23 protein-coding genes are annotated in these 21,595 nt (G+C 42.3%); 11 read left to right on the forward strand and 12 right to left on the reverse strand.

Features of this window, described 5'->3' with window-relative positions; all coding sequences use genetic code 11:
- Together V7K84_RS14700 and V7K84_RS14705 are read right to left on the reverse strand one after the other, a co-directional pair.
- The coding region (locus V7K84_RS14700; RefSeq protein ID WP_334839088.1) for a CHAT domain-containing protein at positions 1–2,806 on the reverse strand (2,806 nt) is incomplete at its 3' end.
- Between the two features lie 81 nt (positions 2,807–2,887).
- Positions 2,888–3,214 (reverse strand): hypothetical protein, encoded by a 327-nt coding sequence (locus V7K84_RS14705; RefSeq protein ID WP_334839090.1) that lies wholly within the window; start codon positions 3,212–3,214, stop codon positions 2,888–2,890.
- A 332-nt stretch (positions 3,215–3,546) separates the two neighbouring features.
- Between V7K84_RS14705 and V7K84_RS14710 the strand changes: the two genes are divergently transcribed.
- Both V7K84_RS14710 and V7K84_RS14715 read left to right on the forward strand, forming a co-directional pair.
- Positions 3,547–4,251 (forward strand): mobilization protein, encoded by a 705-nt coding sequence (locus V7K84_RS14710; protein ID WP_334839092.1) that lies wholly within the window; start codon positions 3,547–3,549, stop codon positions 4,249–4,251.
- A 334-nt stretch (positions 4,252–4,585) separates the two neighbouring features.
- On the forward strand, positions 4,586–5,308 hold the full coding sequence (locus V7K84_RS14715) for a class I SAM-dependent methyltransferase (protein ID WP_334839094.1): 723 nt from the start codon (positions 4,586–4,588) through the stop codon (positions 5,306–5,308).
- An 8-nt stretch (positions 5,309–5,316) separates the two neighbouring features.
- Here V7K84_RS14715 and V7K84_RS14720 read toward each other — a convergent pair whose 3' ends face one another.
- From V7K84_RS14720 to V7K84_RS14730, 3 genes are all read right to left on the reverse strand, one after another.
- Complete coding sequence (locus V7K84_RS14720; RefSeq protein WP_334839096.1) at positions 5,317–5,874, reverse strand: YidH family protein; 558 nt, start codon at positions 5,872–5,874, stop codon at positions 5,317–5,319.
- Between the two features lie 191 nt (positions 5,875–6,065).
- Positions 6,066–6,728 carry a hypothetical protein gene (locus V7K84_RS14725; protein ID WP_334839098.1) on the reverse strand — a complete coding sequence of 221 codons (663 nt, stop codon included), beginning with the start codon at positions 6,726–6,728 and terminating at the stop codon, positions 6,066–6,068.
- An 80-nt stretch (positions 6,729–6,808) separates the two neighbouring features.
- A complete protein-coding gene (locus V7K84_RS14730; RefSeq protein WP_334839100.1) occupies positions 6,809–7,519 on the reverse strand; it encodes a cadmium resistance transporter in 711 nt (236 codons plus the stop codon).
- Positions 7,520–7,729: 210 nt separating this feature from the next.
- Between V7K84_RS14730 and V7K84_RS14735 the strand changes: the two genes are divergently transcribed.
- On the forward strand, positions 7,730–8,812 hold the full coding sequence (locus V7K84_RS14735; RefSeq protein ID WP_334839102.1) for a LysR substrate-binding domain-containing protein: 1,083 nt from the start codon (positions 7,730–7,732) through the stop codon (positions 8,810–8,812).
- 144 nt (positions 8,813–8,956) lie between these two features.
- Here the strand turns inward: V7K84_RS14735 and V7K84_RS14740 are convergent, their stop codons facing one another.
- The 3 genes from V7K84_RS14740 to V7K84_RS14750 all read right to left on the reverse strand — a co-directional run bounded on the left by V7K84_RS14740 (position 8,957) and on the right by V7K84_RS14750 (position 10,542).
- A complete protein-coding gene (locus V7K84_RS14740) occupies positions 8,957–9,325 on the reverse strand; it encodes a pentapeptide repeat-containing protein (RefSeq protein ID WP_094350904.1) in 369 nt (122 codons plus the stop codon).
- The gene (locus V7K84_RS14745) at positions 9,315–9,629 is read right to left on the reverse strand and encodes a hypothetical protein (protein WP_334839104.1); all 315 of its coding nucleotides are present in this window, start codon (positions 9,627–9,629) and stop codon (positions 9,315–9,317) included. Before V7K84_RS14745 ends, V7K84_RS14740 begins: the two co-directional genes overlap by 11 nt.
- A gap of 226 nt (positions 9,630–9,855) precedes the next feature.
- On the reverse strand, positions 9,856–10,542 hold the full coding sequence (locus V7K84_RS14750; protein ID WP_334839106.1) for a hypothetical protein: 687 nt from the start codon (positions 10,540–10,542) through the stop codon (positions 9,856–9,858).
- Positions 10,543–10,665: 123 nt separating this feature from the next.
- On the opposite strand from V7K84_RS14750, the gene V7K84_RS14755 reads away from it, so the two are divergent.
- The 6 genes from V7K84_RS14755 (at position 10,666) to V7K84_RS14775 (ending at position 18,123) form a co-directional block, all read left to right on the forward strand.
- On the forward strand, positions 10,666–12,303 hold the full coding sequence (locus V7K84_RS14755) for an AAA-like domain-containing protein (protein ID WP_334839108.1): 1,638 nt from the start codon (positions 10,666–10,668) through the stop codon (positions 12,301–12,303).
- A gap of 61 nt (positions 12,304–12,364) precedes the next feature.
- Entirely contained in the window at positions 12,365–12,532 is a 168-nt protein-coding gene (locus tag V7K84_RS14760; RefSeq protein ID WP_334839110.1) for a hypothetical protein, read from the forward strand.
- Positions 12,533–12,678: 146 nt separating this feature from the next.
- Positions 12,679–12,915 carry a WD40 repeat domain-containing protein gene (locus V7K84_RS34290; RefSeq protein WP_442940954.1) on the forward strand — a complete coding sequence of 79 codons (237 nt, stop codon included), beginning with the start codon at positions 12,679–12,681 and terminating at the stop codon, positions 12,913–12,915.
- Between the two features lie 200 nt (positions 12,916–13,115).
- Positions 13,116–14,093: an ABC transporter substrate-binding protein gene (locus V7K84_RS14765; RefSeq protein ID WP_334839112.1), complete on the forward strand. Its 978-nt coding sequence runs from the start codon at positions 13,116–13,118 to the stop codon at positions 14,091–14,093.
- Positions 14,094–14,102: 9 nt separating this feature from the next.
- A complete protein-coding gene (locus tag V7K84_RS14770) occupies positions 14,103–16,766 on the forward strand; it encodes a hybrid sensor histidine kinase/response regulator (RefSeq protein WP_334839114.1) in 2,664 nt (887 codons plus the stop codon).
- Positions 16,756–18,123 (forward strand): diguanylate cyclase domain-containing protein, encoded by a 1,368-nt coding sequence (locus tag V7K84_RS14775; protein ID WP_334839116.1) that lies wholly within the window; start codon positions 16,756–16,758, stop codon positions 18,121–18,123. The genes V7K84_RS14770 and V7K84_RS14775 overlap by 11 nt, the downstream gene beginning before the upstream one ends.
- 75 nt (positions 18,124–18,198) lie before the next feature.
- On the opposite strand, the gene aat is transcribed toward V7K84_RS14775, so the two are convergent.
- On the reverse strand, positions 18,199–18,774 hold the full coding sequence (aat, locus tag V7K84_RS14780) for a leucyl/phenylalanyl-tRNA--protein transferase (RefSeq protein ID WP_334839119.1): 576 nt from the start codon (positions 18,772–18,774) through the stop codon (positions 18,199–18,201).
- A gap of 102 nt (positions 18,775–18,876) precedes the next feature.
- Here aat and V7K84_RS14785 point away from each other — a divergent pair, with 102 nt between their 5' ends.
- Positions 18,877–19,206 (forward strand): hypothetical protein, encoded by a 330-nt coding sequence (locus V7K84_RS14785; protein WP_012410384.1) that lies wholly within the window; start codon positions 18,877–18,879, stop codon positions 19,204–19,206.
- A gap of 77 nt (positions 19,207–19,283) precedes the next feature.
- Here the strand turns inward: V7K84_RS14785 and rpsN are convergent, their stop codons facing one another.
- The 3 genes from rpsN to rseP all read right to left on the reverse strand — a co-directional run bounded on the left by rpsN (position 19,284) and on the right by rseP (position 21,431).
- Entirely contained in the window at positions 19,284–19,586 is a 303-nt protein-coding gene (gene rpsN / locus V7K84_RS14790) for a 30S ribosomal protein S14 (RefSeq protein ID WP_012410383.1), read from the reverse strand.
- A 76-nt stretch (positions 19,587–19,662) separates the two neighbouring features.
- Positions 19,663–20,355: an endonuclease III gene (gene nth, locus V7K84_RS14795; protein ID WP_334839121.1), complete on the reverse strand. Its 693-nt coding sequence runs from the start codon at positions 20,353–20,355 to the stop codon at positions 19,663–19,665.
- A complete protein-coding gene (gene rseP, locus V7K84_RS14800) occupies positions 20,331–21,431 on the reverse strand; it encodes an RIP metalloprotease RseP (protein ID WP_334839123.1) in 1,101 nt (366 codons plus the stop codon). The genes nth and rseP overlap by 25 nt, the downstream gene beginning before the upstream one ends.
- Positions 21,432–21,441: 10 nt before the next feature.
- Here rseP and V7K84_RS14805 point away from each other — a divergent pair, with 10 nt between their 5' ends.
- Positions 21,442–21,585, forward strand: coding sequence for a hypothetical protein (locus V7K84_RS14805; RefSeq protein ID WP_334839125.1), 144 nt, complete (start codon positions 21,442–21,444; stop codon positions 21,583–21,585).
- Positions 21,586–21,595: the final 10 nt, after the last annotated feature.

Raw genomic sequence — 21,595 nt, forward strand, 5'->3', positions numbered from 1 at the left:
TTCTAAACTTAGAAAGCCAATAGCCGGCATAACAACCTGTACCCGAAGTTATATTCATCTTTATTATATGCAAATTGTAGGCGCAACAGCTTATCCCCATATTGTGCAACGTCGCCGCTTTAGTTTGGACATCGCCGATTTGTTCAGTGATGGTAAGGGATTGTTGATAAAGGGCGATCGCTTCTTCTATTTCTCCGATATCGGCTTTGATCTTCCCCAAACAGTACAACGTCGCTGCCTTGCCTTGGACATTGCCGATTTGTTCATTAATAGCAAGGGATTGTTGATAAAGGGCGATCGCTTCTTCTATTTCTCCTGTATCAGCTTTGAGCATACCCAAATAGTGACTAATTGATGCTTGTTCTTGTTTGTCTTCTAAGGGACAAAGATTTAATGCTTGTTGATAATGCTCTAGTGCCTTATCAACTTCACCAACTTGGCTCTCACAATAAGCCATTTCCCTGAGAACACGATAGTCTTGAGTAATTTCTAAGGTTGATTTGCACAGCAGCACTGCTTCCCTGAATCGACTTTGTTGCCACCAGCGATGTACTAAACTGCTTGCTATTTCTGCGGCTTTTTTTTCTTGTTTACCCAACAACGCCAACCGATGAATTTCTAAGCCTTGTTCCTCAGTTGTGGTTTCCGTCTCCTCCCACCAAAGACGATACAGCACCTCAGCCGCTTGCTTATGCAAAGCTTCCCCATCTTCCGGTAACTGCACAGGCAAAATACGTGGCACTCGTAACGCCTGATCATGGCTCACTTCCAACAGCCCCAACGCCACCGCCCGACTAATATAATGTTCTAAATTGGGGATAGTGTCACAAACTGCGGCTAAAGCTTCCCTTGGTACTGGCAACTCAAACACCAAACTCCGTGACAACATCTCCCGCATGGTTGTATCCATCTGTTGCAGCAACGCCTCTGCCAAAACTTGCTCTCGCAACTCCACCGGATCTGCTGCTAACCGATTCAAAATTGCCGCCACATCAACTGTTGTATTTTGCAGAATCTTATCCAACCATTCCAGCAAGCGGGGATTACCATCCGCTAACTTCTGCGCTTGTGATTTTAACGCCTCATCCACCTGAGATTCTGCACCAAAGGCTGTGAGGAGATTACACTTTTTTCGCAAATCTGCGCCTCGCATCCCCTCCAACGGCTGTTTATAGAAATGCTGCAACTGGGTAAATTCAAAATCGTAACGGCAGGTAATAATGATGCGGTGGGAAGTGGAATTTTCTCTAATTGCCCAAACTAAAGCTTTCATTACCTCTGCTGCTTCTGATTGCAAGACATAATTCTGATTGCGAGGTTCTAAATTCACTTCAAAGTCATCCAGCACCAACAAAAACGGCTTCGCTTCCTCATGCAACTGCTGGAAAACTCGCCGCAGCCGAAACTTCAATTCTTCATCATAATTTTGTAAGCTTTTGCGTTGTTCGTTGTCATCCAACTTTTCCACTAAGCGATTCACCAAACTAGCTTCATCGATTCGCCCAACCCAGACAACACGCTCAAAATTCGGCAGTCTGTCACAAAGCCTAGCTGCTAAACTACTTTTACCCAAACCGCCCATGCCATGAATCAACACCCCAACTTCATCGGTGGATTGACTCAGCACCCGCAAACAATTTTGCAATTGACGACGACGACCAACAAAACTCTCTCGCGTCGGGACTTTCACCTTACCCGCAGGATCTAAAAACTGGGTAGCAACAGAATGCAGTGGCGCTGGTTTACGTCCACGAGTCCGCAAAGGTGTGACTAATGAACTCGGTAAATTGCCTGCTGCATAAAGCCGCAATAAATGCCAATCCCGCGCTTTGTTCTTAATTAATGCTTGATAAGTACAAGCAACAGCCTCAATGATTTGCTTTCCGGCTGATAATTCCTCATATAATGCGGCAGCTGCGGCTGTAGCATCAGGATCTAAAACATTTTGACCCCAACCCAAAACCGCTTTTGCACCAGATTTCAGCAATTCTTCAGCCATTGACGGCACAGAACCGCCATTACCAGCTTGCCCAGTGCGACAACCAGAGAGGAAGATGAGTTTAGGCAATCGAAATTGTAATTCTTGGGCGATATCCCCAGCACTGGCATAGAAAGCTTCACCTGTTGCCGTTTCTGTAATAAAGCGGGGTTGCCCATCTTGTAAAGTAGCATGACCCGTCAGGTGTAAAACATCAAAATAATCCCTGCCGTAACCATCGACTAAATAACCCAACTCCGACAAACAGCCGCTTTCTTCCACCGTCAGGGCTAAAGGTTGCCGCTTTGTCGCCTCCAAAATCCGTGCTTCCTCTCCCTCAAAATCCAGCACAGGCTCGACATTCAACGGCGAAGTCGCCATAAACAAAACTTGCAGCGCCCGGTTTTCTGCTTCCCCGTCAATGGTCAATTTTTTTACTGTGCTATCCGACACCCACCGCACCGGGACAATAGCCGGGACTCGCTGCACTAAAAAACCATTGCCATCGTGCAGCACTTCCCAAGGCAGATGAGCAAGTTTTTCAGATGTAGCGATCGCTAACACAATCCCCTCCCGCCGATGCTTATCTAGCAAGGGTTGCAGAATGCGATCGCTCCCATCCAACCAGTTATACAACCGCCGTCCAGTTACCGTATAATCCTCTGGGAAAAACGAAACGTAATAATCTCGTTCCGCCAACTTAATCAAGTCGGCGATTTCTGTTAAACAGAGCGATCGCTTTTCATACTGATTAGGATTATCAACAAAATAACGTAACTCTACGTAATTCTCATTAATCGGCTTAAGGTCGAGGTGGAGGGTTTGCACGCTTTGAATCTTGAGACTTCAGTATTTACCCCAAGTCTACCACCGCCAATTCCGTAAAAACAGACGCGATTAATCGCGTCTCTACGATTCTAAAATTTGACGAATCTCTTCCAGGGTTGCATCCTCTAAAAGGAGTCGCCTACCATTGCGCCCGACAATCAACACCTTTTCAATTCTTTTACCAGACTGTTTAGCTTTATACTCTTGATACCACTTGCGGATTTGTTCAGCAATAGCGATCGCACCCCCAACAATACCAACGATGGTAGCAACTGTTGCGGTTACTCCTTCTCTTTCCGGTGCATCTGAATTCACTGCATAGTTACCAGATATACCAGGAATTTCCAAAAGCGCCTCTGTTGCTGCGATCGCATCTTTACCCTCAATCGCCAACTGAATTTCTGCCATAGTGTCGATCTGCAAGTAACTCCAGGCTTATTTTAAACAACTTCCCTTGGCAATTTATTCTAAAAATTCCTAATTCTTGTCGTCAAGAATGTCTGAAAACCTAAATTTTCGGTTTTTAGTTCTCAATCAACTTACAACAAGGAGCTTAAGCCTCTTGTTTTGTCTGAGTCCGCGAGACTGACTTTGCCTGTGTAAAATGAGACTGTTGGAATATATCCAAATCACGGCTATACTTTCTCATAAAACCATCAAAATACTTGGGGGCAATGGCCAAAAAGTTCTTAGTTTGGGAAAGACATATCAGACTTTAATAACTATTAGAGGTGGCTGTAATGCCGACGATTCATTTTGTGGATGGTGAAAAAGGCGGAGTAGGAAAATCTCTCTTTGCCAGAACAATGATTCAGTATTGTCTGGATAAGAGAATCCCATTTGTACCAGTGGAGACAGATAGATCGAATCCAGATGTCGCAGGGGTATATAAAGAGATATGTAAATATGCTGTGTTTAGCGAGAATGAACGACAGGCAAATAAGGCAGATAGAATATTTGAGTGGGCGATAGAGAAGCCAGTAATTGTGAATTTAGCAGCACAATCGCATAGAGCAGTGCAAGGGTGGATTGAATCTAATCAATTACTTGAACTAGGAAGTTCGCAGGGAGTTCTGTTTTGCAAATGGTTTGTATCGACAGGAGGATACGACAGCATCAACCTGTTTGCTCAGTCAGTGAATACTTACGGTGACAAAATCCCTCATATTCTGGTAAGAAATTTAGGGCTGTGTGATGATTGGGAGCATCTAGACTCAGACTCCAACTATCAAAACATAGTAAATAAATATCAGATAAAAGTTATAGATTTTCCGAAGTTAGCATACAGAGAAAGAAACATAATTGACCAAAATCGCCTAACTTTTGCAGAGGCTAGAGAATATAAAGAATTTGGGATAATTGGAAAACAGAGAATAGTGAATTTTCTGAAGCTTGCTTATGGTGCTTTTGAGAAAGTAGGTATCTGGTATGAAAAAGTTGAGTAGCAGTCATTAGTCATTTGTCCGAAGTCATTGGTCATTTGTCATTAGTACCAATGACTTCGGACAAACCTTAGAAGATGTTTGAAAAATCTTGTTATTGGTAGCAAAAAGTTTTAGATCCCCCTAAATCCCCCGATAAATTGGGGGACTTTAAGAAGTTTCCCTGCTTTTTAAGGGGGGCTAGGGGGGATCGAGATGTGCTTTGATCGCAGCTAACCACTTTTCAAACAACCTCTTAGCAGGAGATTGGATGGGGGTGCGATGACGTACCCGCGCTCTGTAGGCGATCGCAAAGCGAATTTGACTACAATTCTTAGAAAGAGTAGCAAAAACCTAAATGTCTAAAAAGTCCGATTCTCAGTTTCAAAATCTCTTTAGTTCACCCAAATCAAGCAACTGGGACGAAAGATTAGCCCAAATAGCCTATCGCTTTAACCGAGAGTATCAACGTGAAACCTTTGAACTCCCAGCAGAAGTACAGGCGATGCCGATATTCCGCGAGTGGATTGGAGGTAGTTTCTCAAGTAGAATTGCTTCCCCTTTTTGGGAAGTTGCTGAACCTAAAAAGAACCAACACTGTATAGATATCGGCTGTGGTATCAGCTTTTTAATCTATCCTTGGCGGGATTGGCAAGCATTTTTTCATGGGCAAGAAATCAGTAACGTGGCACGCGATACCCTGAATTCTCGCGGGCCCCAGTTGAATTCTAAGCTGTTCAAAGGGGTTGAGTTGGGAGCAGCTCATCAGTTAAACTATCCATCAGAGCAATTTGATTTAGCGATCGCCACCGGATTTAGCTGCTATTTTCCCCTTGAATATTGGGATGCTGTACTAGCAGAAGTCAAACGGGTGTTAAAGCCAGGTGGACATTTTGTATTTGACGTTCTCAATCCAGAACAGCCTTTAGCAGAAGATTGGGCAGTTCTGGAAACCTATTTAGGGGCTGAGGTGTTTTTAGAGCCTTTGGCTAAGTGGGAAAAAACGATTAAGGCAGCTGGTGCTAAAGTTGTAACGCACAAATCAGGGGAATTATTCGAGGTGTATAAGGTGCGGTTTTAAAAATACTATTACTCAGGGATAACTGGACTCATTGGATCTAAAGAAGTTGTAAAAACAAAATAGATTACCCCAGTTCCGAGAATCATCACAGCGAGACTGAACAGCAATACCCATCTGTCTGTTGGTTCGTAAGTATCTTCTTCGATATCACGACGGACAGCGAAATAGTGTGACGTTGAAAGCCACACCGTAATTAAACCCACTAGCGAGAAAACTAAACCTAACTTCCAGCCGTTACCGGGACGAGGTACTAAAGGTACATGGAAGGCACGCAAACGCACGATGACGACACCAAAACCTAAAAGAGCAATCCCTGTCCGCATCCAAGCGAGGTAGGTACGCTCATTTGCCAAGTGATCTCGGATTCTGGACGGATTCAGTCGTCCTGGCTTTTTTTTATCTTTTTCTTCTTCTGTAGGTTTCAATTTTAACTGCATCAATAACACCCTTATCCCCAAAGCGGCTCTTATCAAAAAAATGCGGAGGTAGTAGGAAATCTCTTTCCAGATTACTTGCACCCAGCGCAATAGTTGCGCTACTGAAATATGCCTGTTGTGATTGTACATTTTTTACAAAATTTATCTTAATGCAGATATGAAAATAAAACAAGCCTAAAATTGAGGATAGATAAATTCAAAAAAAATAGCCAAGATCGGAGAGATGTTTCACCAGTGTTTGTCCTGTTTTTCTCTGATTTTGGCTGTTACCCTATTTAAATTCAGAACAATCATTCAAAAATAGACTATGCAGTTCTATTTCAAGACTGATTGCTAGGCGCATTAGGAACTCGTGTATTTATGAGATCCTGCGATATATCTGGGATAAACCAGTTAGCCTCTTTGCTGTCTATAACTTTTACAGTCGGGACATTCAATTCAATCGCAGCAGTATCTGGATTCCTCTTAATTACCAACTGAGTTCCATCAAGGATCTTCAGAGCCGCCGATCCTGTCAATTCTTCACCTTGCCCATTAGGACTAGAAGTGAAATTTTCTACCTGGACATCATTCGGTAGATAGATGCCATCACAATCCCAGTTATTTTTAGTGGATTGACCATCAGCTAGAAAATATAGACCATTCTCGTATACTGCATCTTCATCTTCATCATCATTTGGTCTTTTACCATATACCGCTATGGTATTACCTGTTTGGTTGCTGCATTGACCCCAATTGATTCCCGTCTCTAAAGCATATTTTTGCAGTGTTAATTCCTCGGTTCTTGTTTTAATTTCTTCTGGTGTCAGACCTTCAACTTGAGTTTGAGTATCTTTTGTCTGCGAGAGTTGCTTAAGTGCTTTAGTGACTTCGATGTAATCAGGGTTTTTGCTAAATTTTGGTCTATCAGCAAAAGAAGGTTGAGCAAAGGCTAGATTAGCGACAATCATTAAGACAATTAGCAGAGATTTCCAGATTTTCATGTTTTGATTCCTGTTGATGGGTAAGATATTTTCCAGTTTAGAATTCATTTTGCTCAGAAAATTGATGATGCACCTCTTTATTAGACACTTAATTTTTCTTGTTCTTCACTCGACGGCTGAGTAGTCAAACCTAAGATTAATGAGAATATATAACTAGAAACTACAGATAAAAGAGTCCAAGTAACATTTTCTGTGACAATAAACACGCCCAAACCAATCAATATACAAGGGACAAAAGTGTTGCCATTTTCAGTTAAAAAGTTGGCGATCGCAGGCAAGTAGGTTAACTTGTAAGCGGTATAACACCATACACCCACTAGGGTAAAGAATACACTTATAATCACCAGCAGACTATCTAATTCTGAGTTGGCAAACAGGGGCACGTAAACGCTGATATTATCACTGCCATTAGCAAAAGCGATCGCGGCTACATTGCAAGTTTGCGGAGAGAGAAAACTACTAACTATAGAGGGACAAGATGGCTCGGTATCTTCTTCGGCTTCCTCTGGTGAATCCTCTTCGCGTTTTAGTAAACTGCTCATACCAATGATTATTGGCATTAACCCAAGTAGTCTAATCCAGTCCTGCGGTATAATTAGTCCACCGAAGAAACCAGGAAGACTAGCAACGATCAATGCTGCAAAACCGAGATACTGACCAGCAAGGATGTGACGACTGCGAAACGTTTTACTTATTTGTGAAAAAAACAACGTCAGAATGACAATATCATCGATGTTGGTGGCAGTGAATGCGGTAATCCCTGTGGTAATTGCAGTTACTAAATCGTTCATTTCGTTGATGTCCTTATTTTCATGCTTGGGCATGGGGCATTGGTTACTCTCCCTCATCTCCCCCTGCTCTCTACTTGGCCGTTTGAGTCCGTGCCGAAGCTTTGATTTATACTTTAGTCAAATTAACCGATAGAATCAAATGCTTTTATTTGTCAAAATGATAAATGAAAGTGATTAAAATTTTGACATCAAGTCTTAGGGATACGATAAATGGCAGGAATGACGCTTGAGCAGCTAAAAATATTTCTGGCTGTGGCGCAGAACTTACACTTTACTCGCGCAGCCGAGGAGCTTTATATTACACAACCTGCCGTCAGTGCAGCGATTCACAACTTAGAGCAAGAATACGGAGTGAAACTATTTCATCGGATTGGTCGCCATATCGAGATTGCTGAGGCGGGTAAATTACTGCAAGTGGAAGCGCAGAAAATTCTCGATCAAGTTTCCTTAACAGAAAGGGGATTGCGAGAATTGAACAATCTGCAACGGGGTGAATTGAAATTAGGGTCAAGTCTGACAATTGGCAACTACTGGCTACCAAGTAAGATTAGTGAGTTTAAGAGCCAATATCCTGGTATCCAGATTGACTGTACCCTAGCCAATGCAGAAACGATTTGTGTCGGTACAGCGATGGGACAGTTTGATTTAGGTTTGGTGGAAGGAGATGTGAAGCCAGCCCTTCAGAATACTTTAGACTATGAAATAGTAGCTAGCGATCGCTTGCAAATTGTGGTTGGTCAAAAACACCCTTGGTTTGAGTGGGGAGAAGTTGATTTAAGCCAACTAACTCAGACTCCGTGGGTGATGCGGGTGCGGGAATCTGGAACACAGCAAAGGTTTGAGGAAGCGTTGCAAAATTGGGGGATCAACCTCAGCGAACTGAATGTAATTTTAGTGTTCACCAGTGGTGAGATGGCAAAAGCCGCGATTGAAAATGGCGTAGGTGCAACTGGAATTTCTGAGTTGATGGTAAAAAAAGAAATCCAGCTTGGAACTCTGCGGGCAATTCGAGTTGTTGATAATAGAGAAAGCAACGGTGCGATACCTTCGGCGGTAACAGAGCGACTTGCCTTGACTAGTGCCGAGCGGCTTGCCCTGAGCGCAGTCGAAGGGAGCCGAGGTAGCGAAGTCGAAAGGAGCCGAAGTGCGGGCTACGCCTACGCAGAAATAGTTCGACCTTTTTTCAAAATCAAACACCGTCAGCGTTTTCAAACTGCTCTTTCCAAAGTCTTTGAACAAATGTTGATATCGTCTGTGTTGGATGGTTCACATCAACATTTTTCAGTTATTTAAAGGGGATTGGGGATTGGGCAGAGGGGCAGAGGGGCAGAGAGGCAGAGGGGCAGAGGGGCAGAGGGGCAGAGGGGCAGAGGGGAGAAACTTACTGCAACTTCTCCTCGGTAACAGAGCGTAGCCGAAGTGCTGCTCCCCTGCTTCCTACACCTTCCGCATATTTCTACTGATGGGGTCAAAACCTCTAGAAAACCGCGTACTTTCATCATAGTAAGCGCCAGTTAGATTCGCTCCATACAACTTGGCATAGTTGAGTTTTGCTCCTCGAAGATTTGCTTCATTCAGATTGGCACCGCTCAAATTAGCTCTGGTCAAATTTGCTTTGGCTAAATTAGTACTACTCAAATCTGCTCCCCAGAGTTTAGCTTTAGCTAAGTTAACTCCACTCAAGTCAGATCCCCATAAATTAATTCCAGGCAAATCGGCTCCAATCAGCTTGTTACTACTCAAGTTGACGGCTGGAAAATATCTTTCTCCTGCGGCAAAACGCCTTTTTAATTCTTCAGCATTCATGCGTCACGTTCACCTTCTTTAGCAATACAGAAGTTATTTGTTCCCATTCTTGGCTTAGTTCTCCTGAAAATTCTGGCTGACCACTGCGTTGATACCAGTAATGGGCATTTTTCAAATCGCCTTCTTTGCGGTGCAGATAAGCATGAACCCAAGCACTGTCAGCATCGCTGGCATCTGTAACTATTTCATGAGCTTTGTTCCAATCACCTTTATTGTCATACCACATTGCTTGCAGCCCTTTTGGTAGTGTCTGAGGACATGGGCGCTGTTTTTCGATCAATCGCAGGAATTCTTCTGTATTCACGATCGCCACCTAACAAAAATTAAACTTCTATTTCTAAGATACTCCTCAGTTTTAGGGGAGGATGGGGAGCATACTTCGACTGCGCTCAGTAACCGGGGGAGCAGGGGAGCAGGGGAGCAGGGGAGCAGGGGAGCAGGAAAGTAAGAAGGAAGTTACAGTCAGTTTTCCCCCTTTGCCCCTCTGCCCCTCTGCCTCATGTGCCTCATGTGCCCAATGCCCTTCATCTCTACTTAACTGGAATAACTTCAAACTGGAAAGTACCGATCAAACGGTTATCAATATAGACTTCTATTCTATGTTTACCGACTGGATCGCCAGGGGCGATTGTCCAAAAATTCTCAATTACACCTTCTGGAGCCGACTGTGTACGCCGTGTTACAGATGTCTTCCCGTCTGCTGATATTGAGAAATCTTCACCATTATCTGTACCCCAAGTTTCTGGAGGTTTTGGTAAATACAAGACTTCACGCCATTTCACTTCACCTTGGTAGTTTTTGAGTTTAATCCGCCACCCGTAGGTGTTTCCTTCCTGAAGTGGCACTCTTGTTGTCTGGAAAATGATAACGTTTCCTTTGGAATCAACTCTCTTCAGACCAAACTCGGTGTTACTGACAGTAATCTGTTTTGCATTCGTTGGCGCTGGAGATGATATGCCATTTTCTACCAAAACAGAAGTAGCGTTGATTGGCTTAGAACCGATGACCCCAGATATTAGCCAAAAAGCAGCTAGCACAGCAGTAGTAGTCCAAATTCTCATTAGTATGGTTTTCCTATCAGACTTTTGGTACTTATTCAAGTAATCTGCCATGTTTTCCGGGTCAAGGTTAGCGATGGTTAGACAAAGACGAAATTGCTTTGATAAATTTGGCGGATTATAACCTGTCGCGGAAGTCCCCAGCTTTAATGTACTCATAAGGTGGGGGTTGTTCGCAAAGCGTCACGAACGGGATAGTGTGGCATGGATATAGTATTCTGAATCCTGAATTCTGAATTCTGACTCCATCTTTATCCTTCCTTTTCTAATCACACTTTGCCCATGAGATACCAAGTTGGCGGTAGCCTCCACAGTGACGATCCCACTTATGTTGTGCGTCAAGCAGACGAAAAACTTTATAACAGTCTGAAAAATGGTGATTTTTGCTACGTCTTCAACTCTCGCCAAATGGGTAAATCATCCCTACTACAGCGAATAAGTCGTCGTCTCAAGTCAGAAGGCTATAAATGTGTTTACTTAGACGTAACGCAATTGGGTAGCGAGGATACCACATCAGCACAGTGGTATAAAGGAATCATTGTCAGCATATTCTACGGGTTAAATCTGGCGGAACACGTCAACTTTAAGCAATGGTGGAATATGCAAACAGGTCTTTCTCCTGTACAAAAGCTACACCAGTTTGTTGAGGAAGTATTGCTGCCAAATGTCAAGAGCGATTCTGAAGGCGGCGAAATTAAAGGCATTTTTATTTTAATTGATGAAATTGATAGTTTGCTGAGTTTGAATTTTCCGGTCAATGACTTTTTTGCCTGGATTCGTCATTGCTACAATCAGCAGGCACACGATCCAAATTTTCAACGCCTGGGATTTGCATTGTTTGGAGTCGCCAGTCCATCTGACTTAATTGCTGACAAACGCCGAACACCTTTTAACATTGGGACAGCTATAGAGTTATACGGCTTTCGATTGCATGAAGCTAGCCCATTGCTAAACGGATTAAAAGGAGCAATCAGTCAACCAGAAGTTGTGCTGCAAGAGGCGATCTATTGGACAGGAGGACAACCGTTTCTCACTCAAAAACTCTGTCAATTAATTCTCCAAACTGCCTTAAAGACATCAGAGCGGAAAATTTTTCTACCCCCAAAAACTGAGGCGTATTGGGTAGAAGAATTAGTGCGATCGCACATTATCCAACACTGGGAATCACAAGATGAACCCGAACACCTCCGCACGATTCGCGATCGCCTACTTTTCAACCAACAACAAGCTGGACGGTTATTGAGTCTTTATCAGCAGGTTTTGCAAGCCGAGGAAATAGAAGATGGGGGGATGGGGGGACGGGGAGATGCAAAAAGGAAAGACACTAGCGACTTTTTGCATCTTCTACCTGCAATATCTCCCGTGCCTACCGATGATAGTCGAGAACAGACGGAGCTTTTACTATCGGGATTAGTCGAGAAACACAACGGCTATCTCAGAATTAAAAATCCCATCTACCGCAGTATTTTTAATGCTGAATGGGTGTTAAAGCAGTTAAACAATCTGCGCCCTTATTCACAGCCATTCAATGCTTGGGTAGCATCGGGCTTTCAAGATGAGTCACGCCTACTGCGGGGTAATGCCTTACAAGAGGTTTTGGACTGGACTCAGCGTCAAAGTCTCAGCGATTTGGACTATCGATTTTTAGCAGCCAGCCAAGAATTGGAGCGTCGGGAAGTCCAGCAAAAAATGGAAGTAGAACGGCTCAAAGAAATGGAAGCGCGATTGGCGAGCGAACAAAAGAGCGCCCGCCTTCAGCGACGCCTCCTGCTAGGGGTAAGTTTGGCCCTACTAGCAGTTATTGTCTTGGGGTTCACAACACTTTACGCCGATCGACAAGCATCACTAAGTGAGGTACGGGCGATCGCATCTGCTTTCTCTCTGCGTCCTCTGCGCCTTGGCGGTTCGTTAAAAAATTGACTTTGGTAGCAGAGTTTTAGCCTTAACTGAACCGTATTGCCACATACTGCAACGATACAAAGTGTCCGCTTCAGCCCGGATAGTCCCTGCCGGTATTGATGGCGCTATCCGTCTTTGGACGATCGATGGTAAATTGTCAACCATCTTCAAAGGGCACAAATCTGCGGTGTGGCGAGTTGCCTTTAGAGGATGTTTGAAAAATCTTGTTGTTGGTAGCAAAAAGTTTTAGATCCCCCTAAATCCCCCGATAAATTGGGGGACTTTAAGAAGTTTCCCCCCTTTTTAAGGGGGGCTAGGGGGGATCGAGATGTGCTTTTATCACAGCTAACCACTTTTCAAACAACCTCTTAGCCTTGATGGACAAAACATGGAACGCTGCTCAAAACATTCACAGCCGGAAGCGCAACTATTTGGAGTGTTGCCTTTAGCCCCGATGGTAAAACCCTTGCCTCTGGCGGAGATGACCAACTTGTGATTCTGTGGGATTTAGAACAAATTCTCCATCTCAACCTACTGAAATACAGTTGTGATTGGGTACGGGATTATTTAAAGACTAATATAACAGTGGAAAAGAGCGATCGCTCTCTTTGCAATTACAGTCTTTTTCATTGATTTGAACCATAATACCTTGTTGGGGCGGCTGCAAAACAATACCTGTGAATTAAATTCTCAAGCCGCTTTGAAGCAATTCCAACAACCAAAACTCCTTGAATACAATTACTGACGAAATTTCCACGGCAATTTCAATTTAAACAATTAGTTTGTTTAGCTGAATCTTTGATTAACAATAATTAAAAAACATCAAAAATTCTATGCTTAAACCGCTCAGATACATTAGTATTTTCCTGATTACCGCCTGTTTACTAGTTGCTTGTAATACTTCAGTACCAACTGAAGTAAAACGCCCTCCATTGAAAGTGATATTTGGATCTTTTGTTGGAGAGCTTCCAGGCATCATTGCTCAAAAAAAAGGATTCTTCAAAGCCCAAGGGGTAGATGTGGAACTAATTCATACACAATACGCCCAATTGGAACAAGCAAACTTCAATGCGGGTAAGTATGATGGGATTACATCGTCTTTAGGGAATTTTATAATCTTGAGTGCCACAAATCCAGATATACAAGGCGCGATCGTTATAGATGAATCAATAGGAGCAGATGTGGTAGTCGCCCAATCAAAAATTAATACTGTAGCTGACTTGAAAGGTAAAAAGCTGGGTGCAAATCTAGGCGGTTTTAGCGAAGTTTTCGTGACTGAAATGTTAAAAACTGCCAATTTAACCAGTGATGATGTGAATTTAGTTCAATTAGAGGCTTCAGAAATTCCTCAACGCTTGAAAAATAATACTATTCAAGCCGGACACACTTGGCAACCCTATCTCTCTGAAACGATGAAATTAGGGGGAAATATCCTATTTACTAGCAAACAAACCCCTGGCTTGATTTTAGATTTAATTATCTTTCGCGGTGAGACAATCCGCGATCGCCCCGAAGACATTCGTGCATTTGTGCGAGGATGGCTGCAAGCTTCGACCTACTGGAAAGCAAATGTTGAGGAAGGAAAAGCTATCGTCAGCAAAGCGTTAAAAATTCCGATCGATACTCTCTCACTGGAGGGAATAGACCTAACTGATTTAAGTAAAAATCAAAAATATTTTCAATCTAGTAACCCTAACTCCATTTACAAAACTGCCAAGATATATGCAGACTTTTTTATTCGCTCTGGAAACATGACACGTATTCCTGAGCTAAAAAGTTTGTTTAATTCTTCCTTCTTGAATCCCCCCTAGTTTGAAGCTATGCAGCACTCCTTTTTGGGCGGCATCCGTACAAAGTTGATCGCCTCGTTTCTCGTTGTTGCTTTGATTCCGTTGCTGTTATTGGCATTTGTCAACAAACAGACAACTGAAAAAGCACTAACTGACAACGCCCGACAAGCCCTATCTGCGGCGGCTAACGAAACTGCTAACAGAATAGATGCCTTTATTGATGGAAATCTCAATGCCGTGCGCGTGGAGGCGATTTTACCAGGTTTGGCACGCTACCTCAGCCTAACTCCAAAACAGCGAGATGGCAGCCCCGAAATGCAATTGGCGACAGAAACATTAATCCGTCTCAGTCGCAAAGATATGCTCAATATTCTCTCGTATGCTTTGCTCGACTTAAACGGTAAAAATGTATTGGATACACGCACGCTGAATATTGGCAAAGATGAATCAGTTCAAGATTATTTTAAAAAACCGCTACAAACTGGTTTTTCTTTTGTTTCTAGCATGAAGCGATCGCCGACAATTCCCGATCTTATTACCCTCTTTTTTAGTAGTCCGGTTCGCAATGCCAAGGGAGATATATTAGGTATATTGCGTGTTTCATATAATGCTACTGTTGTTCAGCAGTTAGTAACTCGACAAACTGAACGAGCCGGGGCAAAATCTTTTGCGATTCTTTTAGATGACAATAATATTTATCTGGCACATAGTACTGCACCAGAACTACTTTTTAAATCAATTGTGCCTCTGCCTGATGATGTTGTAACTCAACTGCAACAGGAAGGTCGTTTGCCTAATTCTTCTCTCAAAGAATTGGCAACTAATGAGTCAAAACTTAAACAAGCATTGGATAATAAACAGTCGTATTTAATTGCATCCTTGGAAGCAACAGGCGATTGGGTTAATCTGATTGCGATCGCTCGTTTGCAATATAAACCTTGGTCTGTGTTGTTTGCACGACCCCTTGCCGTTGCCCTAGCACCTGTAGAAAAGCAAATTCGTGACACAATTTTTCTATTTGCATTTATCGCTGGAGTAGTGACAATCATCGCTTTTGTCATTGGGCAACTGCTAACAAATCCAATAATTCACCTTACCAATATAGTTTTCCAGTTTACCGCAGGTAACTTAGATATCCGCGCCAAAAATAAATCAAAAGACGAAATAGGTCAACTGGCAAAATCGTTTAATAACATGGCACTTCAGTTACAAACATCTTTGGAAACTTTGGAACAACGGGTACAAGAGAGAACAGCAGAATTAGCCATTGCTAAAGACAAAGCCGAAGTAGCAAATCAAGCTAAAAGTTTATTTATTGCCAATATGAGTCATGAGTTGCGATCGCCCCTCAATGCTGTTCTAGGTTTTTCTCAGTTAATGTTACGCGCTAAAAACTTGCCTGCCGAGCATTATGAAAATGCCGGGATCATTTATCACAGTGGTGATTATTTACTAACGCTCATCAATAATATTCTCGATTTATCAAAAATAGAAGCGGGTAAAACTACTCTTAATCCTAGAGACTTCGATCTATATCGCTTGCTAGATGACTTAGAAGATATGCTACACTTACAAGCAAGTAATCAAGGCTTAAATTTAATATTTCAACGTAGTGAAAATGTCCCATGCTATATTTGCACAGATGAGTTAAAACTCCGGCAGGTATTAATTAATTTGATTACTAATGCCATTAAGTTTACTCAAAAAGGAACAATTAGTTTAACAGTAAATAATACTAGTGAAGAAATTACAGATATTTTCAATCTTGATTTTCAAGTCTGCGATACAGGAGTGGGGATTGCAGCCGCAGAATTACCCAAAATATTTAATGCTTTTTCTCAAGCCCAAGCTGGAAAAGAATCTCAAGAAGGAACGGGTTTAGGTTTAGCAATTAGTCACAAGTTTATTCAGTTAATGGGAGGAGATATTGCTGTTGAAAGTAAATTAGGAGTCGGGACAACTTTTAAATTTTATATTCAAGCAAAGTTAGGTCAACCAACCAATAAAAATATTTTAGAAGTACACCCAAAAGTATTAGAACTTGCACCAGGACAACCTATATATAAACTATTAATAGTAGATGATAAACCTATTAATCGCAAATTATTAATTAAACTTTTACAACCGTTAGGGTTTGAAATGAAAGAAGCTAGTAATGGCAAAGAAGCGATCGCTATTTGGAATGAATGGGAACCCCACCTGATTTGGATGGATATGCGAATGCCTGTCATGGACGGTTACGAAGCTACAAAATATATCAAGTCCACTACAAAGGGAAATGCTACAGCTATAATTGCTCTGACGGCAAGTGTTTTAGAAGAAGAAAAAGCGATCGTTCTTTCAGCCGGATGTGATGACTTTCTCCGCAAACCTTTTGCAGAACATACAATTTTTGACACACTAACCAAACATCTTGGTGTCAAATATATATTTGCTAAAAATAATTATTCAAATTTGGAGTATATAGAAAAAAATCCTTTAACATCCAACAATCTAATTTGTATGTCTCAAGAATGGATTAATCAATTTTATGAAGCTGCATTAGAAGCAAATACTAATCGTGTCATAGAATTAATTAGAGATATTCCCAAAAGAGAAACTTTTTTAATTAAATATTTAACAAAACTTGCTCGTCAATTTGAATTTGAGGAATTAGTTGATTTAGTCGAACCCCTGAGAAGCAATGAATCTTAATTATGATAAAGAAAATAAAGGTAATATTCTCCTAGTAGATGACAATCCCAAAAATTTACATTTATTAAGTGATTGTCTGGTCAAACTCGGCTACACTGTTCGCAGTGTCACAAGTGGACGGATGGCACTAAAAACAGTAAAGGCCAAGCAACCAGACATCATTCTTTTAGATATTAAGATGCCAGAAATGGATGGCTATCAAGTTTGTAGAACTCTGAAAGCGGATGAAGTTCTACGCACCATTCCCGTTATTTTTATTAGTGCTTTAGATGATGTGTTCGATAAAGTGATAGCCTTTGAGTCAGGGGGCATAGACTACATCACTAAACCCTTTCAGATGGAAGAAGTTGTAGCGCGTCTAGAAAATCAATTAACCATTCAACGCCAGCAACGGCTTCTAGAACAAGAAAATATTAAGCGTAGGGAAACAGAAGAGATACTGTATCAGTCTAGGGCAATGCTAGCCAGTATTTTGAATAGTTCGCTAGATGGTATAGCCGCGATGCAAGCTGTCCGCAACCCTGTAACCGGATACATTGAGGATTTTCGTTGCTTAGTTATCAATCCTGTCATTGCTAGAGCCTTCGGAAGCAAATGTGAAGAGATGATTGGCAAATTACTATTCAAAGAATTCTTAGCTCATCTAGAACCAGAACTCTTTAATCGCTTCGTTAATCTTGTCGAAACGGGAGAAGCTTTAAAACGAGATTTTTACCATCCATTAGGCAATTCTTGCTGGTATCACTTTGTTGCAGTCAAACTAGATGATGGTTTTGCTATTACCATACGCGACATCACTGGACGAAAACAAATTGAATTGGCTCTGCAAGATGCAAATCAGAAACTAGAACAACTGGCAAATTTAGATGGCTTGACTCAGCTGGCTAACCGTCGTTGCTTTGACGCACGACTGAAAGCAGAATGGAAACGCCTTGCACGAGAACAACAACCCCTGTCACTGATTATGTTTGATGTTGATAAATTCAAACTTTACAACGATTACTATGGTCATCTTGCAGGCGATGATTGTCTAATGAGGATAGCGCAAACAGTGCAACAGACAATTCGTCGTCCTGCCGATTTAGTGGCGCGTTACGGTGGAGAAGAATTTTTGGTACTCTTGCCCAATACTGACTTAGCGGGAGCGATTAAAGTAGCGCAAAGTATTCAGCAAGCAATTCATGCTCTGGCTATTCCCCATCTACAGTCTGATGTCAAGAATATTATCACCGTTAGCTTAGGAATTACCTCTCGCATACCTATTTGGAACATTAGGCCAGACACACTCATTGCTTCAGCAGATAAAGCACTGTACGATGCCAAACAAAATGGGCGCGATCGCTATTGTAATGATTAAAACATTTTTTATGGCAATACCTTCATTTCCGCCATTAATACATCAGTAACATTTACATCCGGCTTTTCTCTCAAATTAGACTAACTTACAAGCACGTTGCAACGCTTGCTGAAGTAAAGATTGATATTTTTTATCCTCAACCCGATAAGCCCCAAACCTTTCCAAATGGGGATTCATCATTTGGGCATCAAAAAACACAAATTTCCTCTGACGCAATCTTTCCACCAACTTAACCATCGCCACCTTTGAGCCTTCGGGAATGCGGTAAAACATTGACTCGCCAATAAAAGCCCCACCAATCACAATCCCTAAAATTCCCCCAGCTAATTCGTCACCCTGCCAAGTTTCAAAACTATAAGCATAACCACTCTGGTAAAGTAGCGAATAAATCTTTGCCAATTCCGGTGAAATCCAAGTTGTCTCTCTGTCAGCACACCCAGCCACCACAGCTTGGAAGTCCCGATTAATCGCCACAGTAAACCGTTCTTGATTCAAAACGCGCTGCAAAGACTTGGGGTAACGAAACCGCTCATCCAAAGGAATAAAAGTCCGATCGCGACTTCCGTACCAACTCAAGCGATCGCGTTCATCAGCCATGAGAAAATAGCCTTGTGCATAGCCCTCAACAATAGCGGCGATATCATATTGCATAAATAAATAATAAAAAAACACTAGAGAAACGCAATTTGATGCTAACAGTCAACCTTAGCGTTCCTCTGCGTTTCCCTCCGCGTCCCTCTGCGTTAAAAAAAAATGACTCAACCAATTCCACCCATCACCCTACCACCGCCCGAAAACCCTCTACTCGAAGGTGAATGGTTACGAGAACGCTTACAACGGTGGCTAGATACAGAATTTATCCCCGAAGCAGTCAACCAAAATATTGCCCAACGAGCCGCACAGATTTTTGTGCGTCAACGGATGGAAGGAGAAAACGACCTTGGTTCTCTGGTAATTGCCATTGTCACAGAGATGCAGTCCTATGATTTTTCCAATAGCTTCTACGGAGAGTTTGCGATCGCTAACGCCGTCAGCGATCTACTCTTAGAAAGTCTGGGAATTGATAAGTGTTGTGGTCAATAATATTTTGTCATTTGTCATTTGTCCTTTATCATTTGTTCTTTACCAATGACTAATGACTAATGACTAATGACTCTTGACTACCAACTAGACTTAACAACTCCAGGTAAAAGACCTTCATGCGCCCATTCTCGTAGTACGTTCCGAGACAACCCAAAATCGCGGTAAACACCTCTAGAACGACCAGTCAACCAGCAACGGTTGCGGTGGCGGGTGGGCGCACTATTCCGGGGTAGCTGTTGAATCTTCCGGTGGATTTCTAGCTTATCCAAAGGAGATGCTGCACTTCTGAACTCTTCTAAAAGAGCTTCCCGCTTGTCAGCATACTTTTCTATCAACCTAGTGCGCTTTTTCTCGCGCTCAATCATGCTCTTTTTAGCCATATATTCTCTAACTTATTTAAAGACACCGTTTTCCATTCTACAGTCTCTCCATCAATTCTGGGGTTACTTGTGTCGCTTACCCTACAACCACTGGCTTATTTGCAGCAGGACATAAATCGGCAAGCTCACAAGCAACGCAGATGGGAGAGCGGGCTTTACAAATAGCACGACCGTGATAAATCAGCCGAATTGACCAATTTTCCCAATCAGGCTGAGGCAATAAACCCATTAAATCTTGCTCAATCCGAACGGGGTCTGTATGTTCAGTTAAACCCAAACGTCCGCTGAGGCGCTTGACGTGAGTATCTACTGTCACGCCAGCATTAATCCCATAAGCATGACCCAGAACTACATTTGCTGTCTTGCGCGCCACACCGGGAAGCTTTAATAATTGCTCCATCTGGTTGGGGACAACAGAGTTAAACTCAGTGACAATCATCCGACAGGCGGCTTGAATGTTCTTGGCTTTATTGCGATAAAATCCGGTTGAACGCACCAAAGTTTCTAATTCTACCAAGTCAGCGATCGCTAAACTCTCAGCATCAGGAAACTTACCAAATAAAGCTGGTGTCACCTTATTTACCCGCTCATCAGTACATTGAGCCGAGAGAATCGTTGCTACCAATAGTTGTACTGGCGTTGAGTAGTTCAAAGAGCAAGTAGCATCTGGATAAAGACGCTTCAAACGAGCTAAAATTTCTATTGCCCGTTGCTTTTTAGATAACGATTTGCGGGTAGTAACGCTCACTGGAATAATTTTTGTACCCATTCCAATTGGCTAGTTAATTGGGTAGTTTCTTTGACTATTAGAAAAATTCCTAAGCCTAAGAGTAACACCAAACCGGTTTGCATTACACCTTCTTGAATCCGGGCGGGTACAGGCTTACCGCGTAAACCTTCAATCAGCAGAAAAGCGAGTTGTCCGCCATCCAAAGCGGGTAAAGGCAAAATGTTGATAATAGCCAAGTTAATGCTGATAATTGCCGCAAAAGACAACAGATTTACGCTATTATCCTCAGCTAATTTTGCACCTATTTTGACAATATTAACTGGCCCAGAAACTTGTCCAGCAGTTTGTTGAAAGTTGGTAATTAACTGCCCAAAACCGCTGAGTGTCCCAACAAATAATTGTTGAAATCTATTAGCAGCAAGACCGAAAATTTCAAAAGGACTATTAGGACGGCGATAAATTGCTGTAGCATTTGGACTGAGTGCCACACCAACTACGCCTTTACCATCGGCTCCCAATTTCGGTGTTAATTTCAGGGTTTGTTGTTGGTTTTCACGCAGAATTTTCAGTTCGATTTGCTGATTGGGATGAGTTTGAATTTCTTTAGTCAGCAAAGGAGTTGATTTGTCAGAAGCCGGGAGTTCTTGACCATTAACAGCCAGAATAATATCTCCTTCCCGAATTCCTGCTTGATAGGCAACAGATTCTTGATTAACAGGCTGTACAATGACACCAGCTTGATAGGTTAATTCCTTGGGAATGCCGACAATACCCAATTGCAGAGCCAACACCAAGTAAGCAAATATTAAATTGGCGATTACTCCAGCACTGATAACTATCGCCCGGTCTAAAACTGGACGGTTACGCAGCAGATTTGGGTCATTGGGTGGAACATCGCTATCGGGGTCATCATCGGGAAAGCCCACAAAACCGCCCAAAGGAAAGGCGCGGACAGCATATTCGGTTTGTGAACCTTGGTACTTTAAAAGAACTGGGCCAAAACCCAAAGAAAAACGGTTAACGAGAATGCCTTGAGAACGTGCTGCAACAAAATGCCCCAACTCGTGTACCAAGATCAAAACAGCCAAGACTGCGATCGCTGCTAAAACTGACATAGAGTAAATTGTGAAGATATTAAGCTATAGTTATCTCCATTCTAATTGGGCATTGGGCATTGGGCATTGGGCATTGGGCATTGGGCATTGGGCATTGGTCATTGGTCATTGGTCATTAGTTTTTAACAAAGGACAAAGGACAAAGGACAAATGACTAATGACAA

The organism is Nostoc sp., assembly GCF_036917315.1.
Lineage (GTDB): Bacteria > Cyanobacteriota > Cyanobacteriia > Cyanobacteriales > Nostocaceae > Nostoc.

Excerpts from the sequence above, each read along its gene's own strand:
- rpsN (WP_012410383.1), bottom strand. The coding sequence starts at position 19,586 with ATGGCTAAAAAGAGCATGATTGAGCGCGAGAAAAAGCGCACTAGGTTG.
- V7K84_RS14735 (WP_334839102.1), top strand. The coding sequence starts at position 7,730 with ATGGCAGGAATGACGCTTGAGCAGCTAAAAATATTTCTGGCTGTGGCG.
- nth (WP_334839121.1), bottom strand. The coding sequence starts at position 20,355 with ATGGGTACAAAAATTATTCCAGTGAGCGTTACTACCCGCAAATCGTTA.
- V7K84_RS14740 (WP_094350904.1), bottom strand. The coding sequence starts at position 9,325 with ATGAATGCTGAAGAATTAAAAAGGCGTTTTGCCGCAGGAGAAAGATAT.
- V7K84_RS14710 (WP_334839092.1), top strand. The coding sequence starts at position 3,547 with ATGCCGACGATTCATTTTGTGGATGGTGAAAAAGGCGGAGTAGGAAAA.
- V7K84_RS14750 (WP_334839106.1), bottom strand. The coding sequence starts at position 10,542 with ATGAGTACATTAAAGCTGGGGACTTCCGCGACAGGTTATAATCCGCCA.
- V7K84_RS14705 (WP_334839090.1), bottom strand. The coding sequence starts at position 3,214 with ATGGCAGAAATTCAGTTGGCGATTGAGGGTAAAGATGCGATCGCAGCA.
- V7K84_RS14785 (WP_012410384.1), top strand. The coding sequence starts at position 18,877 with ATGACTCAACCAATTCCACCCATCACCCTACCACCGCCCGAAAACCCT.
- V7K84_RS14730 (WP_334839100.1), bottom strand. The coding sequence starts at position 7,519 with ATGAACGATTTAGTAACTGCAATTACCACAGGGATTACCGCATTCACT.
- rseP (WP_334839123.1), bottom strand. The coding sequence starts at position 21,431 with ATGTCAGTTTTAGCAGCGATCGCAGTCTTGGCTGTTTTGATCTTGGTA.
- aat (WP_334839119.1), bottom strand. The coding sequence starts at position 18,774 with ATGCAATATGATATCGCCGCTATTGTTGAGGGCTATGCACAAGGCTAT.
- V7K84_RS14765 (WP_334839112.1), top strand. The coding sequence starts at position 13,116 with ATGCTTAAACCGCTCAGATACATTAGTATTTTCCTGATTACCGCCTGT.
- V7K84_RS14755 (WP_334839108.1), top strand. The coding sequence starts at position 10,666 with ATGAGATACCAAGTTGGCGGTAGCCTCCACAGTGACGATCCCACTTAT.
- V7K84_RS14725 (WP_334839098.1), bottom strand. The coding sequence starts at position 6,728 with ATGAAAATCTGGAAATCTCTGCTAATTGTCTTAATGATTGTCGCTAAT.
- V7K84_RS14720 (WP_334839096.1), bottom strand. The coding sequence starts at position 5,874 with ATGTACAATCACAACAGGCATATTTCAGTAGCGCAACTATTGCGCTGG.
- V7K84_RS14770 (WP_334839114.1), top strand. The coding sequence starts at position 14,103 with ATGCAGCACTCCTTTTTGGGCGGCATCCGTACAAAGTTGATCGCCTCG.
- V7K84_RS14715 (WP_334839094.1), top strand. The coding sequence starts at position 4,586 with ATGTCTAAAAAGTCCGATTCTCAGTTTCAAAATCTCTTTAGTTCACCC.
- V7K84_RS14775 (WP_334839116.1), top strand. The coding sequence starts at position 16,756 with ATGAATCTTAATTATGATAAAGAAAATAAAGGTAATATTCTCCTAGTA.